This is a genomic window from Dysgonomonas termitidis, from assembly GCF_054657735.1.
Map to the genome: position 1 here is coordinate 1,295,959 of NZ_BAAHYD010000002.1, position 21,537 is coordinate 1,317,495.

Below are 21,537 nucleotides of genomic sequence, written 5' to 3' on the forward strand. Positions count from 1 at the left end.
AATTTTTCACACTGTTACTTTTCTATCGACAACACGCTTGTTATCTGTACTCTATAGATAAATTTATAAAAAAAAGTAACACCTGTTCAGTCATCGGTCACCAGTAAGATATTATCTAATTTTTTACTTTTCACTTTTCGTTTTTCACTTTTCCATTACACCTATTCCCTCCCCGATGAACCTACCATCGATTTAACCCTCCGGTTAAAATCTGTAGCTTCGAGTAATTCTTCCAGAGTAAGATGCATCCTGTACCGCCAATAGTGTTGCGATATAGCCGGAATATTTATTCGTTCATCTTCGGCAACAGGACGTTTCAGAATGTCGTCTATCGACAGCCAGTCCTGAAGCGGCAGAATAGCAAGCATAGCCGGAGAATATAAATGATTACTTACAATTTGTGCGCACAAATCGGCTGTGCATTCTTCCGGAGCAGCACCATGCTTCCATAATACCTGATTGTAATATTGCTGGGTCAGCTGCCTGTCTTCTTTCCACCACAAACGGAGAGGTGACATATCGTGGGTCGATGTCGTGCAAACACTCAGGTATGGCAGATGATGCAGGTCGTTGAATAATACCTCCCGTTCTTTTGGCATCCGTTCTATTTCAAGGCTCAATATCTGAAGTTCGTTCATCACCGAAGGCACAGATTCAGGGACCATACCCAAATCTTCGCCGCATACAAGCATCGAGGTCGAAGAAATAAGGGTCGGCAGCTTCGTCATTGCCTGATCGCGCCAATACTGAGAATGGCGGCGATAGAAAAATTCATTATATAACCTGTTGAACGTATCTTTGGCGCTATCGTCCAGGTCCCTGTAGGAATAGTTGTACTGGGCGGTTATACGGGGATGAAACTTATAAGGCTCACGTTTATCCCTGACAAAAAGCACTTCATTGCACAGGCTGTACAAACCGTCCCGGATATAATTTGATTTATCATCATCCCTGCCGGTAAAATGTTCCTTGATCTTGGCTTGCGTATCAAATTCTTCTTTCAGTTCGAAACGCTGCCATCCGGTAGGCCGAAGGTATTTTTCAATTACCTCAGGCACATGGCTGCCGAATATATCAGCCAGGAAACTTTCGTGAATATAATGTTTCAGCATCCTGTCCTCATCGAACCAAAGGCCGTAAGAACGGATTTCATCGGCCGTAAGGGGAAGAGCCGGACTAAAATATCCCAACAATCCCTGAACGGATGACAAAGGTATTTCCCAGATGCGGAAAAATCCCAGAATATGATCGATACGGTAGGCATCGAAATAGTCTGCCATTTTGCGGAAGCGTTTCAGCCACCACCGGTAACCATCCTTAGCCATTTCTTCCCAATTATAGGTGGGAAATCCCCAGTTTTGCCCGAAGAACGAAAAGTCATCAGGTGGCGCGCCCGTCTGTACATCCAGATTGAACAGATGGGGCTCTACCCATGCTTCCACGCTGTCGCGGCTGATGCCGATAGGAATATCGCCTTTGAGCACCACCTCATTCTGGTGCGCGTACTCTTTTACATCTACAAGTTGTTTGTGTAGCAAGTACTGCGTGAAGCACGATAATTCGATATATTTTTTTGCATCTTTATCCGTTTCGGTCAATTTAATCAGTTTCTTTTTATCAAAAGCATTGTTTGTTTTCCATTTTCTGAAATTGGCCGTTTTATATTTATCCCGAAGATAAGAGAAGCAAGCGTATGGAAACAACCATTCTTCGTTCTGCTCATAAAAGGCCTGGTAGTCTTTGCTTTTTAATGTATTTGTGCCTGATTGGGTGAAAAGATCTTTTATGTAACGCCATTTCAGAGCCAGAACCCTGTCATAATCGACATTTTCCAGGGTGTTTAGTTCGCCTGCTTCTCTTTCGTATTCTTTATATAGATTTTCATCTTTCAGCGGATATTCTTTCAGACCCAGATAGACAGGATGCAATGCGTAAATGGAAATTGCATTGTAAGGGTACGAATCTATCCAGGTGTATGTGATGGTAGTATCGTTGATAGGCAGTACCTGTATTATTTTCTGTCCGGTCGCTACTGCCCAATCCACCATTTTCCGCAGGTCCGAAAACTCACCTATGCCAAAACTGTCATTCGAACGTAATGAAAATACGGGGATGGATACACCTGCGGCTTTCCAGTTCATCCAGCCATAAGCGTAGGCAATGGATTCCACCTTAACCATATCTTCTTTTGCCGGAGAGGCGGGCAATGGTGATAAGACACGGTTGAAACCCTCTTCCCAATGTACAATTTTCTTCGTGCTATTATCATAGATTGCAAGTTTGTATTCTAATGTGGTTTTTATTTGTGGCGCATTAATCGCTACCTGCCAACTCCCGAATCTTACCTGTGTAAGCTCCAGAGCATCTTCGGGCTTCCAATTTCCTAATGTCTCCGAAGCTCCGCAAAGTATCAGTTTCTGATTTTTCTTTACATTCACACAGGTAACATTAATAAGGATGGTCTTCTTGTAATATTTGACTTTCGCATTATCACCATGCGCAAAGAAACTTTCCGAAAAACACGACGTGTAAAGGAATTTCTGTTGGGGTACGCCCCGCCATACATCCTGCACATCGAACCGTTTATCAGTCTCTGTTCTCAACCAGTGCGGGCTTCCCCATTCGTGAGCGATTATGTTGTTTTGGTCTTTTACCAGATATTGATATTCTATATCGGTGGCATCACCGGCTTCAATCTCCAACTCCCATATGGATGGAGAAATATTTTTCATTTCTGCGGCCTTGTCCTTCTCCCAATTACCCAAAGCAGGCACTGAACCGCAAACATATACAGTCTGTCCCCAATCGGTATGGTAATCTATTTGTAGTTTTAGTCTCATGAATGATGCATTTTATGGTTTTTAGACTTATGCGTTTTTATGCATGGCTTTGTCCTAAACAAATCTACATAATAATGAGTTAGAATATATCCGGCGCCTCATTATTTTAGTCGAAATTAACTTGCAAACGATTGCAGGGAGCATGCTAACAAGTTACAAACAGGCGAAATACAAGTTGTTAACTGTTGTCTGTTAACTGTTAACTGAAAATTCCTATCTTTGCATCAGAATTGTATGTAACAATGCCGGAATTTAGAAATATAAACGAAAAAGAAAAAATATCAGCACAGCGGTTTGCCGACCTTATACTCGATATAGGAACATTCCTGCTTGCTTCGGGTGCGCACTGCGGACGTCTCAGCAGCAATATAGGAAGGCTGGCCGCGACATGGGAATTCGATATAAATATGAGCCCTACTTTCAACGGCCTCACAGTCACGGTAAAGGATAAGAACGATCCTTCCAATTCCGTCACCTGCTATAAAAACTCACCTCCACACAATGTACATCTGGCTATACTGACCGCTGTATCACATATGTCGTGGAAAGTGCAGGAAGAGAACCTGCCCATATCTTACGTGGAAAAAGAGTTTGCCAGGATAAAAGCCAAGCCTAACTACAAAGATATTGTAGTGGCTGTAGCTGTCGGATTTTCGTGCGGAGGTCTTTGCCTGTTCTCGGCAGGGGACGAAAAAAACGCACTGGTAGCTTTCGTTGCTGCATTTATCGGTTATCTGGTAAGGGTTTTCTTCGCCAAGAAGAAATTCAATCCGATGATATGCATATCTATCGCGGCTTTTATCACAACGTTGATAGCAGGGTTTGGCAGATTATACGGATTCGGGGAGCATCCCGAAGCCGCGATGGCGACCGGCGTTCTGTACCTGATACCGGGTGTACCTCTGATAAATTGTGTCATAGACCTGATAGAAGGCTATTTGCCTTCGGCTCTGAACCGGGCTTTGTTCGGCGGATTCATTCTGCTTTGTATCGCAGCAGGTATGACCCTGTGTATTACACTATTGGGAATAGGTAATTTTTAATTAGAAAATTAGCAAATGGAAGAACTGACAATAATAAATATATTCCGCGACTTTACCATCGCTTTCCTTGTAGGTTTCTGCTGGGCTATACTGTTCGGCTCGCCTAAACGCCTGTTGTGGGTTGCCGGGCTACTTGGCGGTATGGGACATGCTCTTCGCTTCATCCTTATACAACTCGATTTCGGGATGATAACGGCTACATTAGCCGGTTCGGTACTGATAGGGTTAATTGGTATTTTCGCGGCGCACAGGGTAGACAGCCCGCCGGTAGTATTCACCATGCCGGCCTGTATTACAATGATTCCGGGTATGTTCGCCTACAAAACGATGCTGGCCGGAATAAAGGTTACCGACCTGCCTACAGTGGAACAAAACCCGCATATCCTGATAGAGATGTCTCACAACCTGATGCTTACCATGTCATTACTGTTTACATTGGCGATAGGCATCTGTATAGGAGCGCTGCTCTTCCGCAAGTCGAGCGTGAAGAATATATCGTTTAAAGATGTGATAGGAAAGGGTTAAGAAAGAACCTTTTCCCGTCTGCTTTTCTGAATGGCCTTCACTATCCAGCGCGATACAAGGAATACGACTATCTGCGTAAAGATGATAAACACCCCTGACGGAACATCCAATACCGCAGACATGAACAGGCCGACAATACACCCGAAAAATCCGATCAGGATGGAAAGAATAATCATCTTTACAAAGTTGGAAGTAAACAGGTTGGCTGTCATCTGGGGAACGGTAAGTATCGACATCAGCAGCACAATGCCTACCAAGCGGATAGAAAGTACGATTGTAATAGCAATCCCCATCATCATGGCATACTTTATCAGGTTGACGGGCAGGTTGCGAGTCTTTGCAAAATCGGAATCGAAAGCCGCAAACAGTATATGACGGCCAAAGAGCAAAAAGACAATAATCAGCACTATGGACAAAATGGCCAGATAAGTTATATCCGGCTTTGTGATAGTAAGTATATTGCCAAAGAGATAATCCGAAAGATTAGGAGCAAAGCCGGGTTTGAGGTATATAAAAATAATCCCTATTGCCATTCCGAGCGACCAGAAAGAGCCGATTGCCGAATCTTCCCTCACTCCCTGCCTCGATGATAACCATTCGATACCGAAAGCCGACAAGATGGAAAAGATCATAGCGGCAAATATCGGATTCCACCCGAAATAGAAGCCCATACCGATACCTCCTAGCGAAGCATGCGTTATTCCCCCGCTGATAAATACAAGCCGGCGAATAACAACATAAGAGCCTATGATACCGCAGGCGATACTGGCAAAGAGGCTACCCAACAGGGCATTCTGGAAAAAAGTATATGAAAGGAGGTCTATAAATTCCATTCCATTATAAGTTGTATCTGATTTATATCAAATTTGCACTCAAAAACTTACGAATCTGCTCTGCATCCTCTCCTCTTCTTTCTATATATGCCTCTAACTGGTCGTCGAGTATATTGCCTATATTGAAATATTTGGATTTAGGATGTGAAATGATAATACCGCTGACCGAAGCATTCGGAAGCATCACACCGTTTTCGGTCAGCTCCACTCCTATCTCTTCGGATTGCAACAAATCCTTATTCAGCAGGAAATTGACTGACTGGTCGGGTATGGACGGATAGCCCACTGCCGGACGGATTCCCTGGTATTTAAGGGTAAACATATCATTTACACTTATATTTTCATCGGGTGCGAACGCCCAGTACTTCCGCCTTATTTCGGCATGCAGCCATTCGGTAGTTGCTTCCGCCAGACGGTCTAAAACCGACTTGAGAAGCAGTACTTTATATTCATCTCCCTGACGTTCATACTCGCTCATCAGTTCATTTGCACCTACGCCTGCGGTAACGGTAAATCCTCCTACATAGTCTTTCTTTCCTGAAGATTTCGGCGCAACGAAATCGCAAAGGGAAAGGTATTCCTTCTTTTCATTTTTTTTCTGTTGACGCAGCATCGGGAAACGTATGCCGTCGATATACAGGGATTCATTATCGCTATATGATTCATAAACGCCGAATACAGCATTGATATAACCGGCCTTATCATATACCAGCTGGTCCAGCAACGCCTTGGCATCTTTATATAATTGCATACCCTCCGCAGCTTTTTCCCTTTCTTGTTCAGGAAAGGAACTCAGCCATGCAGCCTTGCATGAAGGGCAATCATCGATATTTTGCACAGAGGCATAGCGCGCCGACAAATTCCATGAATGAAAGAAGAATTTCCAGTCTATATAAGGCACAATGATTTCCACCGGGATATGTTTCAATGTCTGACGTCCTTTCACCCGCGGTTCGGGAGTATTGTAATCCTCCCAATTCAGTTTCATGCCCTTATCCAGTACTTCGGACAATGGTAGCAGATCTGCTTTCTTATCACCCGCCGTATCCCTCAATGAAGCATATTCGGAGCGTACATCTTTTATATAGTTTTCCTTTGTCTTAGGATTTATCAGCTTACCTACAGCCGCAGGCGCCTGCGAAGCATCCTTGACATATACCACCGAACCGTTATTGTATTTCGGATCTATCTTAATTGCCGTATGCAGCTTAGATGTAGTGGCCCCGCCGATCATCAGAGGAATGGTAAAGCCAGCCTTTTCCATCTCATGGGCAACGATGCTCATTTCTTCCAGAGACGGAGTTATAAGGCCGCTCAGGCAGAGTATATCAGGTTGTTCTTCTTTTACTTTCTGGATAATTACTTCCGGAGGAGTCATCACCCCTAGGTCGATTACCTCATAGTTGTTGCAGGCAAGGATAATAGATACTATGTTCTTACCGATATCGTGCACATCTCCCTTTACGGTAGCAATAACCAGCTTTCCTGCCTTGTTGCTTCCTGCCGAGGAAGCTTTTTGCGCTTCCAGAGTCGGTTGCAGGATAGCCACTGCACGTTTCATTGTACGGGCAGTTTTTACAACTTGCGGAAGGAACATCTTACCGGAGCCAAATAGGTCACCTACCTTGTTCATTCCGTCCATTAATGGCTTGTCGATAATATCCACCGCCTTCGGATACACCTGAAGCGCTTCCGTCAGGTCTTCTTCCAGATAGTCGCTGATACCTTTTATCAGAGAATATTGGATACGTTCATCGAGCGGATAAGAACGCCATTCTTCCACTTTTTGCTCTGTCTGCCCTGTATTTTCGTTCTTTATCTTTTCGGCATATTCAATCAGTTCATCCGTAGCTTCCGCCCTGCGGTTGAAGATAACATCCTCCACCAGATTTCTCAGATCGGTAGGAATATCATCATATACAACAGATTGCCCCGGATTTACGATACCCATATCCATACCCCGCTGAATGGCGTAATAAAGGAATACGGCATGCATGGCCTCACGCACATAATCATTTCCACGGAACGAGAATGAGAGATTACTTACTCCACCGCTGATTTTAGCATGCGGCAGGTTTTCTTTTATCCATGTGATCGTTTCCAGGAAATCGACTGCATAGCCCCGATGCTCCTCTATACCGGTCGCGATGGCAAGTATATTGGGGTCGAAAATAATATCCAGCGGATTGAATCCGTCATTGACCAACAGCTTATAAGCCCTTTCACATATTTCTATCCTGCGGGCAAATGTATCGGCCTGCCCCGTTTCGTCGAAAGCCATGACAATGACCGCCGCGCCGTACGCCTTAACCAGACGTGCCTGACGGAGGAAATCTTCCTCTCCTCCCTTCAATGAAATGGAGTTTACAATCGGCTTACCCTGTACGCATTTCAGTCCGGCTTCGAGCACCTCCCATTTCGAGGAGTCTATCATTACAGGCACACGGGACACGTCCGGGTCGGATGCCATCAGGTTGAGGAAAGTGGTCATTTCCTTCACTCCGTCCAGCAAACCTTCATCCATGTTCACATCCAATACCTGCGCGCCGTCTTCCACCTGCTTGTGAGCAATAGTCAACGCTTCCTCGTATTTTTCTTCCTTTATCAGACGGAGAAATTTGCGGGAACCCGCCACATTCAGGCGCTCTCCTATATTTATAAAGTTGATCTCTGGCTTGGCTTCCAGTAATTCCAGTCCCGACAGCCACATATATTGGGGCTTCCGGGCCGGTTTATGCGGAACGGCGCCCTGTATGAGGTCTACATATTTTGCGATGTGACCGGGAGTTGTGCCACAACAACCTCCCAGAATATTTACGAGGCCTTCGTCAATATATTCTTTTATCTGGCCTGCCATTATTTCGGGCGTCTCGTCATATTCCCCAAACTGGTTCGGCAGTCCGGCATTCGGATAAGCAGATATAAAATTCGGCGCTATACGTCCCAGTTCTTTCAGGAATGGTTTCATATCCGATGCTCCGAATGAACAGTTTAGTCCTACAGATAAGAAATCTATATGGCTGACGGATGCCAGAAATGCCCCTACCGTTTGCCCCGACAATGTCCGCCCCCCTTTATCGGAGAGAGTGACAGAAATCATTATGGGCAGATCTATATTGCGTTCTTTTCTCACTTCATCGGCTGCAAACAAAGCAGCTTTCGCATTCAATGTATCGAAGATAGTCTCGATAAGCAATAAATCCACGCCTCCGTCTGCAAGTCCTTCTACCTGCTCTTTGTAAGCATAATACAGATCATCGAAAGTCACCGCTCTGAATATCGGATTCTCAACTTTGGGACTCATCGAAGCCGTCTTGTTAGTCGGCCCTATAGAGCCGGCAACATAACGAGGCTTATCCGGATTGCGCCTTGTATAATCGGCGGCGGCTTTCTTTGCCAGTCTGGCCGCTTCAATATTTATCTCCTTTACCAAATCAGACATATTATAGTCTTCCATCGATATAGAGGTTGCATTGAACGTATTTGTTTCAATGATATCGGCGCCCGCTTCGAGATATTCGCGGTGGATGGCTTCTATCACATCGGGACGGGTTAGGCAAAGCAAGTCGTTATTACCTTTCAGTAATGTAGTTGAACCTTTAAACCTTTCGCCGCGGAAATCTTCCTCTGTCAGCTTATAACGTTGTATCATGGTGCCCATGGCACCGTCGAGTATAAGGATTCTATCCTTCAATATATCGTGTATTTTATTCATTTCTATTTTCAATTATTGAATATTTTGCAAAAATACGGATTGTTTATTTTTAATATTTTATCCGATTCAATGTCTTAGTTTTATCGCCAACCAAAAAGAAACATCCTATATTAAATTCTTAGTCTTATTTATCAAAAATTTTTACAGTGTTCACCCCATAATAACGCCCACATGCATTTTGCAGCCATAAGACAGAATCCAATGGAATATCTCCGGTCTTAGGTTTCACAAACCACGAATCCGAAGCCTTGAAACGTCCGTAGATTACAACATCTTTCACACCTTTTTGTTTTTCTGCCAATATGATCCTCTCTCTTTCCGCCCATATATCATGAATCTGCCTAAAATCGTTCAGGCTCTGCCAATAAGAATAGAAAAAGACTAATGTGACCATACCTGTAATAATATACAAAGGAACTTTTAATAAGATTACAGAAAAATCAAGATTGGCATACAGCAAACCTGTAGCCGTAAACATCAGTATAAGTATAGCGAACCAAACCCTTTCCGGAAAAATGGGAGCTGCCACCATAGCCAGGATCGCGACTCCTGCTGTAGCAGCAAATAACAGGGACAGGAGCAATATCCTTTTATCATTATCTTTTTTGAATTTAAGATATAAAAACATAAATATCAGATAGATAATAACCGGAATAAGGAAATACCTTGTTGCAATCTTCAATATATTTGTAAAACGGTAAAAGTAAAACATGTAGGCTGGTTCTTCCCCGCTCGAATTCAAAACATTCAGTTCCACTATGTTCCGTACATAATTCCCCGGGGACAAAAGCATAAAAGCGCAGCCCACAAGCCCGCCTAACAGACCGAACAGCATCCACTTACACAACACTCGCTTCTCTTTCCGGATAAGCAATATCAAACATACTATAAAGAATATCATTGCCACCGCCATATTCTCATTTGTCCATCCGGCAATAATTCCGAACAGGAACATCGCTGTCCTTTTTATCCGGCTATCTTCTAAATTATTGTTCAGAAAAGCCGAACAATAAAAAGATATGAAAAGAAATATAAGTAATGTACCCCACAAATAATTCGCACTTCCTGTTATCCAAAAGACATTCTCTACAAGGGAAGGAACTAAAAACCAGATCATCAGGTTAATTCCCACAAACAAAGATATATTGACCTTATTATTTTTATTCGCTATGCAGTAGATGGTCAGGGCTAATGCAACATAACCGATACTATTGATAATGTCGCCCCAAAATATACCGGAGGCCAGCATAAACTGAGCTATTGCATGTACAACAGACCTGCCACCCCAGTTAAAATAATGCGCATGTTGATAAGGAATAATATCTGCAAAACTTACCCGTGAACCATCTGCATTCATACTATATATCCAGTCATCCAGCGTAATAGGGAAATAATAATTCAGCCCATATATACCGGCGAACAGTAATATGGAAATGAGTATAATATATTTCTGTTCCGAAAGAAACCGCCTTGCTTTCAACATTCAATAGATATTAAGAAAACTGTTTACTATTGTTTCATAGCCCTGTCCATTGCCCGTTTATCGTCTTTTTCGCGCAGGCTCTGGCGTTTATCATATTGCTTTTTACCTCTGGCAACAGCTATGTTCACCTTGGCAAGCCCCCGGTCGTTGAGAAAGACACGGGTGGGCACAATGGTATAGCCAGTTTCTTTGACAAGGCGCTGCATTTTTTTCAGTTCCTTCTTGTTCAGGAGCAGTTTGCGGTCGCGGCGTGCCGAGTGGTTATTGTACGAGCCATAGAAATATTCGGCAATATACATATTGCGCACCCACAATTCGTTTTTTTCAAATATACAGAAAGTATCTACCAGACTGGCTTTTCCTAAACGTATCGATTTTATTTCCGTCCCGGTAAGTACAATACCGGCAGTATATGTTTCGATAAATTCATAATCGAAGCTGGCCCGCTTGTTCTTTATATTAATGTTTGGTTGATTCATATTCTTCTGTTCTGATAACGTACATTTTATTCGAACTTACAAAAATAGTAAATATTAGGCTATTATATTCATTCAAAATCATATTATCAAAACAAACGCGCGAAATTTAATCTTTTTGAAAAAGTTTATCTATATATAGCTTTTAGCCGTTAGCTATTAGCTTATAGCTCTTTGAAATTTTATAGTTACGGGTTTGCCTCGCCTTCGCTTCGGCAAATGTTATTTCTGCGCCCTCCGGGCAGTTACAAGTTATAAGGAAAAGCTGACAGAATAAAAAAGCGTAAAATGTGTCAGATGTGTCAGGTTTTAACATTATATGGTTAATAAATGCAAATTGAACGAATAATTATAACGGTACATTTTCGCGCAGCTACCCTACCATATTGTGAGATAATAAGAGAAAACTCATGAGATTTCCTTTTTTTATCTTTAACTTTATACCTTTAACAAATAAATTTAACCATGAAAACCTCATACGGAATCATCCTCATCCTTCTTCTGTCCGGAATGCTCTTTTTCTCATGCAAAAGTGACAAACCCATAAGTCCATTTGGAGCGTTACCATCCGAAGACCAAACAAAGTGGCAGCAATTGGAATATTATATGTTTATCCATTTCGGGCCTAATACATTTACCGATGTAGAATGGGGTGACGGGAAAGAAGACCCCAAAGTATTCAACCCCACCGGTGTGGATTGCCGCCAATGGGCTTCGACAGCGAAAGCCGCCGGAATGAAAGGCATTATCATTACGGCAAAACACCACGACGGTTTCTGCCTATGGCCAAGTAAGTACAGCACACATACCGTCCGCGAAAGCCCATGGAAAGACGGCAAAGGCGACATACTAAAAGAATTGTCAGACGCCTGCCGTGAATATGACCTGAAGTTCGGGGTTTATCTTTCCCCGTGGGATCAGAATCATCCGGCATACGGAACGCCTGAATACAATCAGGTTTTTGCAAACACCCTGGATGAAGTTCTATCCGGTTACGGAGAAGTATTTGAACAATGGTTCGACGGGGCAAACGGCGAAGGGCACAGTGGCAAAAAACAGACATACGACTGGAACCTGTTTCACGAAACAGTATATCGCAACCAGCCTCATGCCATCATCTTTAGCGACGTAGGCCCGGGCTGCCGCTGGATGGGCAATGAGAGAGGCATAGCCGGCGAAACCAACTGGTCAACAATAAATATAGACGGATTCGAACCCGGACGGAATGCCCCTCCTTCCGAAATATTAAATAGTGGGGAACAAGGAGGAAAAGCATGGGTTCCGGCCGAAACCGATGTATCTATCCGTCCGGGATGGTTTTACAGTCCTTCTACTGACGATAAGGTAAAAACAGTGGACGAACTGATGGATATTTATTATACTTCGGTAGGACGAAATTCAAATTTATTGCTGAATGTCCCTCCCGACCGCAGGGGACGGATACACCCGGCAGACTCGATACGCCTGATGGAATTCCGTACGGCCAGAGAGGAAGCTTTCAGGAAAGACCTGACAGTAAGCGCTAAAGCCAAATCTTCTGAAACCAGAAACGGACAGCAATATAAGACATCCAACGTACTGGACAATGATTATAATACATATTGGGCATCCGGAGATGACAAAACGGCTCCGGCACTGGAAATCACCTTCGAAAAGGTAACAACCTTCAACAGGCTGCTATTGCAGGAATATATTCCTTTAGGACAGCGTGTTTATTCATTCTCTGTCAAATACTGGGATGATGCAAAAAGCGATTGGTCTCTACTCTCAGATGCTACCACTATCGGATATAAACGCATCCTGCGTTTCCCTGCTATCACCAGCAACAAGATAAAAATAGAATTCAACGCTTTGGCCTGTGTTGCAATAAGTACCATTGGTGTGTACAAGGCGCAGGAACAGTTATCCGCTCCCACTGTAGAACGCGACAAATCCGGGATGGTAACAATTAAATGCAAAAGTCCGGACCCTGCCATATATTACACTACAGACGGGAAAGAACCTGCAATAAGCTCCGATAAATATGAGAAGCCTTTTCCATTGGCACAGGGAGGCGTCGTTAAGGCCATTGCGCTAGTAGAAGATGGAAGCAGAAAAAGTGAAACAGTAACGGTAAACTATGACATTGCCCCCGCAAAATGGACGATCGTATCACCTGGCACCAACGGAGCGGAAAACTCAATAGATAGTAATAGCCGCACATCAGCAAAAATAGGACAAAATGAAGCATTAGTAGTCGACTTGGGAGAAAGTATCGCATTAAAAGGATTTTCGTATACCCCGGCAGCGAATGTTCAGGCGGCAAATGTTTCCAGATACGATTTGTATGTGAGTATGGATGGAAAAGCATGGGAGAAAGTAAAAAATAACGCCATCTTCAGTAATATTAAAAATAATCCGGTAGTCCAGAACGTTCTATTCGATAAAGTGATCAATGGCCGCTACCTGAAATTTTATCCGGTAGAACTGACGAATAAAAGTGAGGCCTATGTTATAGCCGAATTAGGCATTATAACCCGATAAGGTGAAATTTTATTTATCTTTACATTCGAAAAGAAATAAAAAATGAAGAAACTCTTATATTTCATATTTCCCGTTATGGTAGCGTTTGCAGCCTGTGGAAGCGATGACGGTATAAGTCCCTTGAAAAGATGGACGGGAACGAACGACATAAGCGATTTTCAGGTGTATATAGGTGCAACGGGAGGTGCTATACCGATACCATACCCACCAGATACAACGGGCAGTATCGACAGTGCGAGAAACGCCCTGTATACCAGAAAAATGAACTCTGTATATAATGTCAACCTGTTTAGAGAGATGAGCGTTTATTTTAATGAAGATAAGATAACGTACGTGGATTCCCTCGGATATTATAAAATAGTATCCAACTATCATTTCAAAGATGATTCCCTTTTCGTACTGAAAGGCGGAAATAAGGATCTGTTCATTGCTATGGGCAACATGGATACACTATACAGGATCAAAGGCTATGCACGTTATATAAGTCCTAAAACCGGGAATGATACAATTTCGTATCACGATTTCCCGCTCACACCGGATATAGTCGCCAAACTTGCAGGATTTCCGGGCGCCGCTGCTATGGAAAGTGACAACGACACCATCGTATGGCTTAATGCCAAGTATATATTTAAGTAATAGTAACAGCATTTGAAGAATATTTTAACGGTTTGTATCTCATAAGCCATTTTCTATATATCTCAGAATCCGATAAAAATGCGTACCTTTGCAGCAAAATTTAAAGAGTACAAGTATATTATGGGAAATTTAGTAGCTATAGTCGGTCGCCCCAATGTGGGTAAATCAACATTATTCAATCGTTTGACCGAAAGCCGGCAGGCTATTGTAGACGAAACTTCAGGAACAACCCGCGACCGCCAGTACGGAAAAACAGAATGGGGCGGACAGGAATTTTCCCTGGTAGACACCGGAGGCTGGGTTGTAAATTCGGATGACGTATTCGAAAGCGAAATAAACAAACAGGTATCCATAGCGATAGAGGAGGCTGATGTTATCCTTTTCCTTGTGGATGTGATGAACGGACTTACCGACCTGGATTCCAGCGTAGGAAACATGCTTCGCCGTTCCAAAAAACCTATCATATTGGTATCCAATAAGGCTGATAACTTTAACTTGCATCATCAGTCTGCCGAATTTTATGCTTTGGGATTAGGTGATCCTGTAAACATTTCCGCCATCAATGGCGCAGGAACAGGAGATCTACTCGATCTGATCATCACCAAATTTACAAAGAAAAGTGAGGAAGAGCACCTCGAAGACATTCCGCGTATAGCTATCGTTGGCCGTCCCAATGCAGGAAAATCTTCCTTTGTCAATGCGCTGATGGACGAGGAACGGAATATCGTAACCAACATAGCCGGTACCACCCGCGATTCCATCTATACCCGTTTCGATAGGTTTAATATGGATTTCTACCTTGTAGACACGGCAGGTATCCGCAAGAAGGGAAAAGTAACGGAAGACCTCGAATACTATTCGGTTATCCGCTCTATCAAAGCGATAGAAAACTCCGACGTATGTGTACTAATGCTAGATGCCACACAAGGAATAGAAAGCCAGGATCTGAATATATTCTCACTGATTCAGAAAAACCGTAAAGGACTTGTAGTCTGTGTCAACAAATGGGATTTGGTTGAAAATAAGGAACAGATCGTCATCAAAACCTTCGAACATGCCATACGCGAACGCCTGGCCCCTTTTACCGACTTCCCCATCGTATTCGCTTCTGCCGTTACCAAACAAAGGGTATTGAAGGTATTGGAAACAGCCAAAGAAGTGTTTGTCCGCAGAAAGACGAAGATACCTACTCATAAGCTGAATGAAGTATTGCTTCCTATCATAGAGCATACTCCACCGCCTTCGAATAAAGGTAAATACATTAAGATAAAGTATATCACGCAGCTGCCTAATACACAGGTACCTACATTTGTATTCTTCTGTAATCTGCCGCAATGGATCAAAGACCCTTACAAGCGCTTTCTGGAGAACCGTATACGGGACAATTGGGACCTGTCGGGTACACCAATAAATATCATTATCAGGGAAAAATAGAATCCGGAGTTTAAAGCACAAAAAAAGGACAACCGAAGGGTCAGGAGTGGTCGGAAGAAATTCCGATCACTTTTTGTTTTCTACGTTTTGAAGAAAATAGAAGGATCACCACCACACTGCACAACAATCATAGATATAATCAGGTTTCTCAATTCCATGGAAAATCTTCTTTTAGCAGTTTTATATCCAAGTTTATTAGCCTGTTTATATATCAAGATAAGTATAGCCACAATCAAAGTCATATATAGGATAACTTTTATTCCATTTTTATTGAGTGACACAAGAGTACTCACATTTAGTTCCTGCTTTATAAATCGGAAGAATACTTCGATATCCCACCTTCGCCTGTAAGCGTCCGTAATATCTTTGGCTGATAAGTTAAGCACATTGGTGATAAACCAAAATTCTTTATCAGGATCATCTTTGCTTTGTGCTACAATTAAGCGAAAAGGTACTTCTACCAGCTCTTCTTTGTAATGGATATTACCTCGTTTATTATTAATAGGCTTACCGGTATATAAATAAACTTCACTATCTTTCAAAAGCATCAAACTACCCAAGTCTAGATCAATATCATCGCTTTTCAAGGATTTTAGTTCAACATGTTTTCGATTCTCTTTTGCTCTTATTATAAAAGGGATAGATTCTCCGGAAAAATCTTTCATGGTTCTAGCTGACTGCAATCCTCTGTCCAAAATGTAAATATTGTGATGTCCGGTTTCTTGTTTCACATGACTTCTTATAACCTCAGGTAAAGCTGTTTCTTCGCCAGAGTATTTGGAGTCTGTAAATATCTTAACATCACAAGGTAAAATGCCATCAAAAGCAATGCTATACTTAACTGACTTCTTTCCGTTTTTATGGTCAATACCTTCTTCTAAGAGTTTGCTACAAGCTTCACTTACCATTGAAGAATCAACTCGTATCAGATTATATTCCTCTTTTTCTGTCGATGAATAGGCTGCTGAGAATTGTTCATAAATACATTCATATATTTGTTTGAAGAAGTCCGCATCAATCTTAGAAAGCCGTTCTGATATGGAACTTCGGCGAACACTCTCTGATTTGTCTAAGTTAAAAAGCATCTTGAAGACTGGATCATTAAAGGTATCCTCTAAGGTTCGCTGACTTAATCTGTCATTCTCTAAAATGCCATACATCAAAAGGTAAAACAATTTCTTGCCATGCAGAACTTTTGAATAATAGTCAACTTTTGTATTTTCGGATAAATGACTTAAAAGTGCCTCTGGAATAACTCCCAATAGTTGATTTATTCCAATCCTATGATCTTTAAATATTGCCATAAATATATGATTATCAATACTTAAAGATAATAAAACTATGTGATAAAAACAAACATAATCAGCTTAATATCAAATGATTATATAAAAAAATAGTCGGAAGATATTTCTTCCGACCACTCCTGACCGAAGGGTTGTCCTTTTTTAATATTATGGTTTTCGATCAATATGCCCATTTCAGATATACGGCACCCCATGTGAATCCGGCTCCAAATGCTGCAAGGATAACATTATCTCCTTTTTTCAGCTTCGATTCCCATTCATATAAGCATACAGGTATAGTACCCGAACTGGTATTGCCATATTTCTGTATATTTACCATCACCTTATCGGCCGATAAGCCCATACGGTTACCGACGGCTTCAATAATACGAACATTCGCCTGATGAGGAACAAGCCATGCCACGTCATCTTTCGACAGATTATTGCGTTCCATTATTTCTACGGAAGCGTCCGCCATACGCGACACTGCATGCTTGAATACAACCTGGCCTTCCTGATATACATAGTGCATATCGTTATCTACCGTTTCGTGTGAAGCGGGGTAAACCGAACCTCCGCCACGCATATGCAGATGCGGTATACCAACACCATCGACATGTAGTGAAGAATCCATTATACCTACCTCTTCGTCCGTTGGTTCCAGCATAACAGCACCTGCCGCGTCACCAAATAGAGGACAGGTGGTACGGTCTTTATAATTGGTTATCGCGGTCATTTTGTCTCCGGCCACAACAACCACTTTTTTGTATTGTCCCGAACGAATGAAATTAGACCCTATTTCCAATGCATAGATAAAGCCCGAACATGCAGCCTGTATATCGAAGCCTAAGGCATTCTTTATTCCACATGCTTCGGCTGTCATTGCTGCAGTAGACGGAAATATAAAGTCGGGAGTAGTAGTGGCAAAAATTATCACCTCTACCTCCTCGGGCTTCGTATTCGTTTTTTCCAACAACTCCTTCACTGCTTCGGCCCCCATAACAGAAGTGCCGAGACCTTTGCCTAATACATGACGTTCCTTGATACCTACACGCGACATAATCCATTCGTCGGTAGTATCAACAATTTTCGCTAATTCTTCATTGGTCAGGATATCCTTAGGGATATATGCACCAACACCGGTAATTGCGGCTCGAATCATTATTATTTTCTGGTTTTGTGAGTACTTAATAAAAAAAATGCCCTATTTCAGGGCCTGGAGTCTCGGTTAAATATGAATTAAACTTCAGCTCCTTTTTCTATAGCTAATTTGCCTCTGTAGTATCCGCACTCAGGACAAACTGTGTGAAATACATGCCAAGAACCACAGTTAGAACATACAGCTAATGTAGGGGCTACTGCTTTGTCATGAGTTCTTCTTTTAGCCGTTCTTGATTTCGACTGTTTTCGCTTCGGATGTGCCATTTTCTTGTTTTATTTAGTTATTTTTATTTATCTGAATTAGAAAAATCAATTTTCTATTATAGTATTCAATCTTCGTCGACAGGGGCATCTTTGAGGCCATCCCAACGCGAATCGGTAAATGAATCGTCATCGTCCAGCGAGATATCATCATCCGAATCATCGTCCAAATCATCATCCGCACTCTTGGCCCTGTGTTTATTTAACTTGGAAGACATCGCTTTATTGCATGTACCCGGAGGATGTACCTTTTTGGCAGGCAGGCTCAATACAATAAATTCATATAAGAACCATGCAATATTAATCTCTCCGTCTTCTTCCGGTATAATTACGATTTCGTCACTTTCTTCGGAGTATTCCTTTCCGAATTTGACGATCAGTTTGTTCTTTGTATCTACGTCCAGCGAGATATCATCCAGACATCTGTCGCATGGGACATGCACTGTACCGGTTATATCAAAATTCAATTCGAAAGTAACAGAGGTCTTTTTCAAAGATACCACAACTTTCAAATCGCCTTTTTTAACGTCGGCCGTACCGTCGTCGATCAGAGCGAAAAAACTTTTGTCCAAATCGTACCTGAACTCATGTTTTCCTTCCGACAAACCTCTGAGAGGTATATTATATAAGCTAAACTTTCCCACGTCTGTATATATAACTCAAAAAGAACGGCGCAAAGGTACAAAGTTTTTTTTGAATTAAAGAATAAATAATTCAAGTTTTCAGAAATTGGCTTCATCAGGCTTTTCTTCTCTTCATTTTGGATTTCGAAAAGGATAAAACCCCAATAAATTATAAATGTGAAATTCATTTATCTATACAGGAAAAGCTTATAGTTCTTTGAAATGTTGACAGGCCCCCTCAATTGGCTCCGCCGAACGTTGTTTTCCCAAGGCGGACTTACAATGAGGGTAAAAAGTAATAAGTAAAAAAGTGTTACCTTTGTTACCTTTTTTAAGAGTTACAAGTTTGCCTCGCCTTCGCTTCGGCGAATGTTATTTCTGCGCCCTGCGGGCAGTTACAAGTTACAGGTTGGCTAGCGCCCTATTTTGTTTCACGCAAAGACGCAAAGGCGCATTTTTTTTACATCTTACGGGTTAATGACTGTTTACTGATTACTGTTTACTGATATATCTGTTACCTTTGTTACTTTTTTGAGCACAAAACACAGATTATCAATATCAGCGGAAGGATTAGAAGATATATACCAAACTTTATTTAACTTTATAATGTTGATTTATATGAATCTTAATTAAAGAATCATGGCAAACTATCCCGAAAATATTCTCAGCATATCAGACATTGAAAAGATAATAGACGGCGAAGATATTGTAGATATATACAACCATAATCTGTCCGGATTGAAAAAGAATTGTATCTATGCGATGCTGTTCTGCATTCCCTTGCTGGTTATAGTCATTCTTTTCAATAAAATAAATTATGCTAATTATATCATGTGGGTACTGGCCACACCTGTGGTAATCATCTTCGGAAAGCAATTTTTCATTAAGGCATGGAAACAAATCCGGTATTTTACTACCAATGTAGACACCCTGGTGGCTTTAAGCACAGGAACAGCCTATATTGTGAGTGTATTCAATACTTTTTATCCTTCTTTCTGGGCAGGCAAAGGACTGGAAGCATATGTATATTTTGAAGTTTCGGCGGTAATTGTCGCATTCGTTCTATTGGGACGATACCTGGAGTATAAGGCAAAAAGGAATATTACTGTCGCCATTAAACAACTGATAGGGCTACAGCCAAGTACTGCCACAGTATTTAAAGACGGACAACTAATAAAAACCCCTATCAAAGATATCCGGATCGGAGATGAAATATTTGTAAGACCAGGTGAAAGAATTGCAGTAGATGGCAAAATAACCCGGGGCGGTTCTTTTATCAACGAAAGTATGATAAGCGGAGAAGCAATGCCCGTGGAGAAAAATGAAGGAAAGAAAGTGTATGCCGGCACTGTCAATGAGGCCAACAGCTTCTATTTCGAAGCTTACAAGGTAGGACGGAATACCCTGATCGGACAAATTGTAAAAATGGTACAGGATGGTGAAAGTAGCCGTATCCCGGTTATTAAAGCTGTCGACAAAGTTTCATCCATATTTATTCCCATCATAGGGATCACTGCCATTGTAACATTTTTCACATGGTTGCTTTTTTCCCCTGACGATGGCTTTACACAAGGTCTTTCCTCTATGATCGCAGTATTGATCATGGCTTGTCCGTGCGCATTGGGACTTGCAACTCCGACCGCTATCATGGCAGGGATAGACAACGGAGCCGCAAATGGCATCCTGATAAAAGGAGATGAAGCCCTCGAAAATGCAAAAAAACTAACAGCTGTTGTTCTGGACAAAACAGGAACTATAACCGAAGGTATATTCCGTGTTACGGATATGAAATGGCTGACAGAAGCCACACCCGAATTGAAGGGTATATTATACAGAATCGAATCTTATTCGGAACATCCGCTTGCCAATGCGGTAAGAACATATATAAGAGACGATATGCGGGCAGAGCCTGATATGAAAGTATCTTCTTTATCAGGACGCGGACTCATGGGGGAAACCGTTAGCCGCAAGTATTACGTGGGTACCTCCAAACTTCTGGAAGAATATCAGGTTGAAATTTCGGATAAAGAAAAAAAGTGGATAGACAGGGAAACCGAAAAGTCGAATACGATCGTGCTTTTTGCCTGCGAAACTGCTTTATTAGCGATCATAGCTATAACCGACGCCGTAAAAGAGACATCACTAAGTGCTATAGACCGGATGAAAAGGGCCGGATTAAAATTGTATATGCTCACGGGTGACAGTAAACGCTCGGCCGATATGACAGCCGGAAAAGCAGGAATAGATACGGAAAATGTAATGGCCGGAGCTTTACCGGCAGGCAAAGCCGCATTTATAAAGGCTCTGAGAGAACAAGGCGAGACGGTGGCAATGACCGGAGACGGCATCAACGATGTGGGCGCATTGGCAATGGCTGATGTAAGTGTGGCTATGGGAAAAGGCAGCGATATAGCAATGGAAGTGGCACAGGTTACAGTTGTTTCATCAGACCTGAATAAGCTGGTACAGACAATAAACCTGTCGAAGATAACAACGAGAACGATACACCAGAATCTGTTCTGGGCTTTTATCTTCAATGCCATCGGGATACCGGTTGCAGCGGGTATATTATTTCCTGTAAACGGTTTTCTCTTAGAACCGCTGTTTGCAGGGATAGTCATGGCATTAAGTTCTGTGACGGTTATCGGTAATAGCCTCCTATTGAGAAAGAAACCAATATAAAAAGGTAAAGAATCCCTGG

At 42.1% G+C, this 21,537-nt stretch carries 15 protein-coding genes; 6 read left to right on the forward strand and 9 right to left on the reverse strand.

Translation table 11 applies throughout. The features are described 5' to 3' along the window. Positions 1-161 precede the first annotated feature (161 nt). Complete coding sequence (locus ACYQ3L_RS09365; RefSeq protein ID WP_379993476.1) at positions 162-2,840, reverse strand: 4-alpha-glucanotransferase; 2,679 nt, start codon at positions 2,838-2,840, stop codon at positions 162-164. A gap of 242 nt (positions 2,841-3,082) precedes the next feature. Here ACYQ3L_RS09365 and ACYQ3L_RS09370 point away from each other — a divergent pair, with 242 nt between their 5' ends. Beyond that, on the forward strand, positions 3,083-3,883 hold the full coding sequence (locus ACYQ3L_RS09370; protein ID WP_379993477.1) for a threonine/serine exporter family protein: 801 nt from the start codon (positions 3,083-3,085) through the stop codon (positions 3,881-3,883). A gap of 15 nt (positions 3,884-3,898) precedes the next feature. After that, positions 3,899-4,408 (forward strand): threonine/serine exporter family protein, encoded by a 510-nt coding sequence (locus tag ACYQ3L_RS09375; protein ID WP_291108135.1) that lies wholly within the window; start codon positions 3,899-3,901, stop codon positions 4,406-4,408. Here the strand turns inward: ACYQ3L_RS09375 and ACYQ3L_RS09380 are convergent. From ACYQ3L_RS09380 to smpB, 4 genes are all read right to left on the reverse strand, one after another. Continuing rightward, on the reverse strand, positions 4,405-5,241 hold the full coding sequence (locus tag ACYQ3L_RS09380) for a metal ABC transporter permease (RefSeq protein ID WP_379993478.1): 837 nt from the start codon (positions 5,239-5,241) through the stop codon (positions 4,405-4,407). The two genes, ACYQ3L_RS09375 and ACYQ3L_RS09380, sit on opposite strands and share 4 nt — an antisense overlap. Positions 5,242-5,263: 22 nt before the next feature. Next, the gene (gene metH, locus ACYQ3L_RS09385; protein ID WP_379993479.1) at positions 5,264-8,956 is read right to left on the reverse strand and encodes a methionine synthase; all 3,693 of its coding nucleotides are present in this window, start codon (positions 8,954-8,956) and stop codon (positions 5,264-5,266) included. 124 nt (positions 8,957-9,080) lie between these two features. Beyond that, the gene (locus ACYQ3L_RS09390; protein ID WP_379993480.1) at positions 9,081-10,439 is read right to left on the reverse strand and encodes a DUF3329 domain-containing protein; all 1,359 of its coding nucleotides are present in this window, start codon (positions 10,437-10,439) and stop codon (positions 9,081-9,083) included. 26 nt (positions 10,440-10,465) lie between these two features. After that, positions 10,466-10,918: an SsrA-binding protein gene (gene smpB, locus ACYQ3L_RS09395; RefSeq protein ID WP_044215471.1), complete on the reverse strand. Its 453-nt coding sequence runs from the start codon at positions 10,916-10,918 to the stop codon at positions 10,466-10,468. Positions 10,919-11,380: 462 nt separating this feature from the next. Between smpB and ACYQ3L_RS09400 the strand changes: the two genes are divergently transcribed. The 3 genes from ACYQ3L_RS09400 (at position 11,381) to der (ending at position 15,508) form a co-directional block, all read left to right on the forward strand. Further along, the gene (locus ACYQ3L_RS09400; RefSeq protein WP_379993481.1) at positions 11,381-13,438 is read left to right on the forward strand and encodes an alpha-L-fucosidase; all 2,058 of its coding nucleotides are present in this window, start codon (positions 11,381-11,383) and stop codon (positions 13,436-13,438) included. Positions 13,439-13,480: 42 nt separating this feature from the next. Next, positions 13,481-14,074 (forward strand): hypothetical protein, encoded by a 594-nt coding sequence (locus ACYQ3L_RS09405; protein ID WP_379993482.1) that lies wholly within the window; start codon positions 13,481-13,483, stop codon positions 14,072-14,074. 120 nt (positions 14,075-14,194) lie between these two features. Further along, the gene (gene der / locus ACYQ3L_RS09410) at positions 14,195-15,508 is read left to right on the forward strand and encodes a ribosome biogenesis GTPase Der (protein WP_379993483.1); all 1,314 of its coding nucleotides are present in this window, start codon (positions 14,195-14,197) and stop codon (positions 15,506-15,508) included. Between the two features lie 80 nt (positions 15,509-15,588). On the opposite strand, the gene ACYQ3L_RS09415 is transcribed toward der, so the two are convergent. The 4 genes from ACYQ3L_RS09415 to ACYQ3L_RS09430 form a co-directional block, all read right to left on the reverse strand. Next, the gene (locus ACYQ3L_RS09415; RefSeq protein WP_459952373.1) at positions 15,589-16,812 is read right to left on the reverse strand and encodes an IS4 family transposase; all 1,224 of its coding nucleotides are present in this window, start codon (positions 16,810-16,812) and stop codon (positions 15,589-15,591) included. Between the two features lie 160 nt (positions 16,813-16,972). Continuing rightward, complete coding sequence (locus tag ACYQ3L_RS09420) at positions 16,973-17,953, reverse strand: beta-ketoacyl-ACP synthase III (protein ID WP_379995909.1); 981 nt, start codon at positions 17,951-17,953, stop codon at positions 16,973-16,975. A gap of 77 nt (positions 17,954-18,030) precedes the next feature. Continuing rightward, positions 18,031-18,216, reverse strand: coding sequence for a 50S ribosomal protein L32 (rpmF, locus tag ACYQ3L_RS09425; protein WP_379995907.1), 186 nt, complete (start codon positions 18,214-18,216; stop codon positions 18,031-18,033). Positions 18,217-18,281: 65 nt separating this feature from the next. After that, on the reverse strand, positions 18,282-18,857 hold the full coding sequence (locus tag ACYQ3L_RS09430; protein ID WP_379995905.1) for a YceD family protein: 576 nt from the start codon (positions 18,855-18,857) through the stop codon (positions 18,282-18,284). 618 nt (positions 18,858-19,475) lie between these two features. Here ACYQ3L_RS09430 and ACYQ3L_RS09435 point away from each other — a divergent pair. Beyond that, positions 19,476-21,518 carry a copper-translocating P-type ATPase gene (locus ACYQ3L_RS09435; protein ID WP_379995903.1) on the forward strand — a complete coding sequence of 681 codons (2,043 nt, stop codon included), beginning with the start codon at positions 19,476-19,478 and terminating at the stop codon, positions 21,516-21,518. The last annotated feature ends 19 nt before the right edge of the window (positions 21,519-21,537 follow it).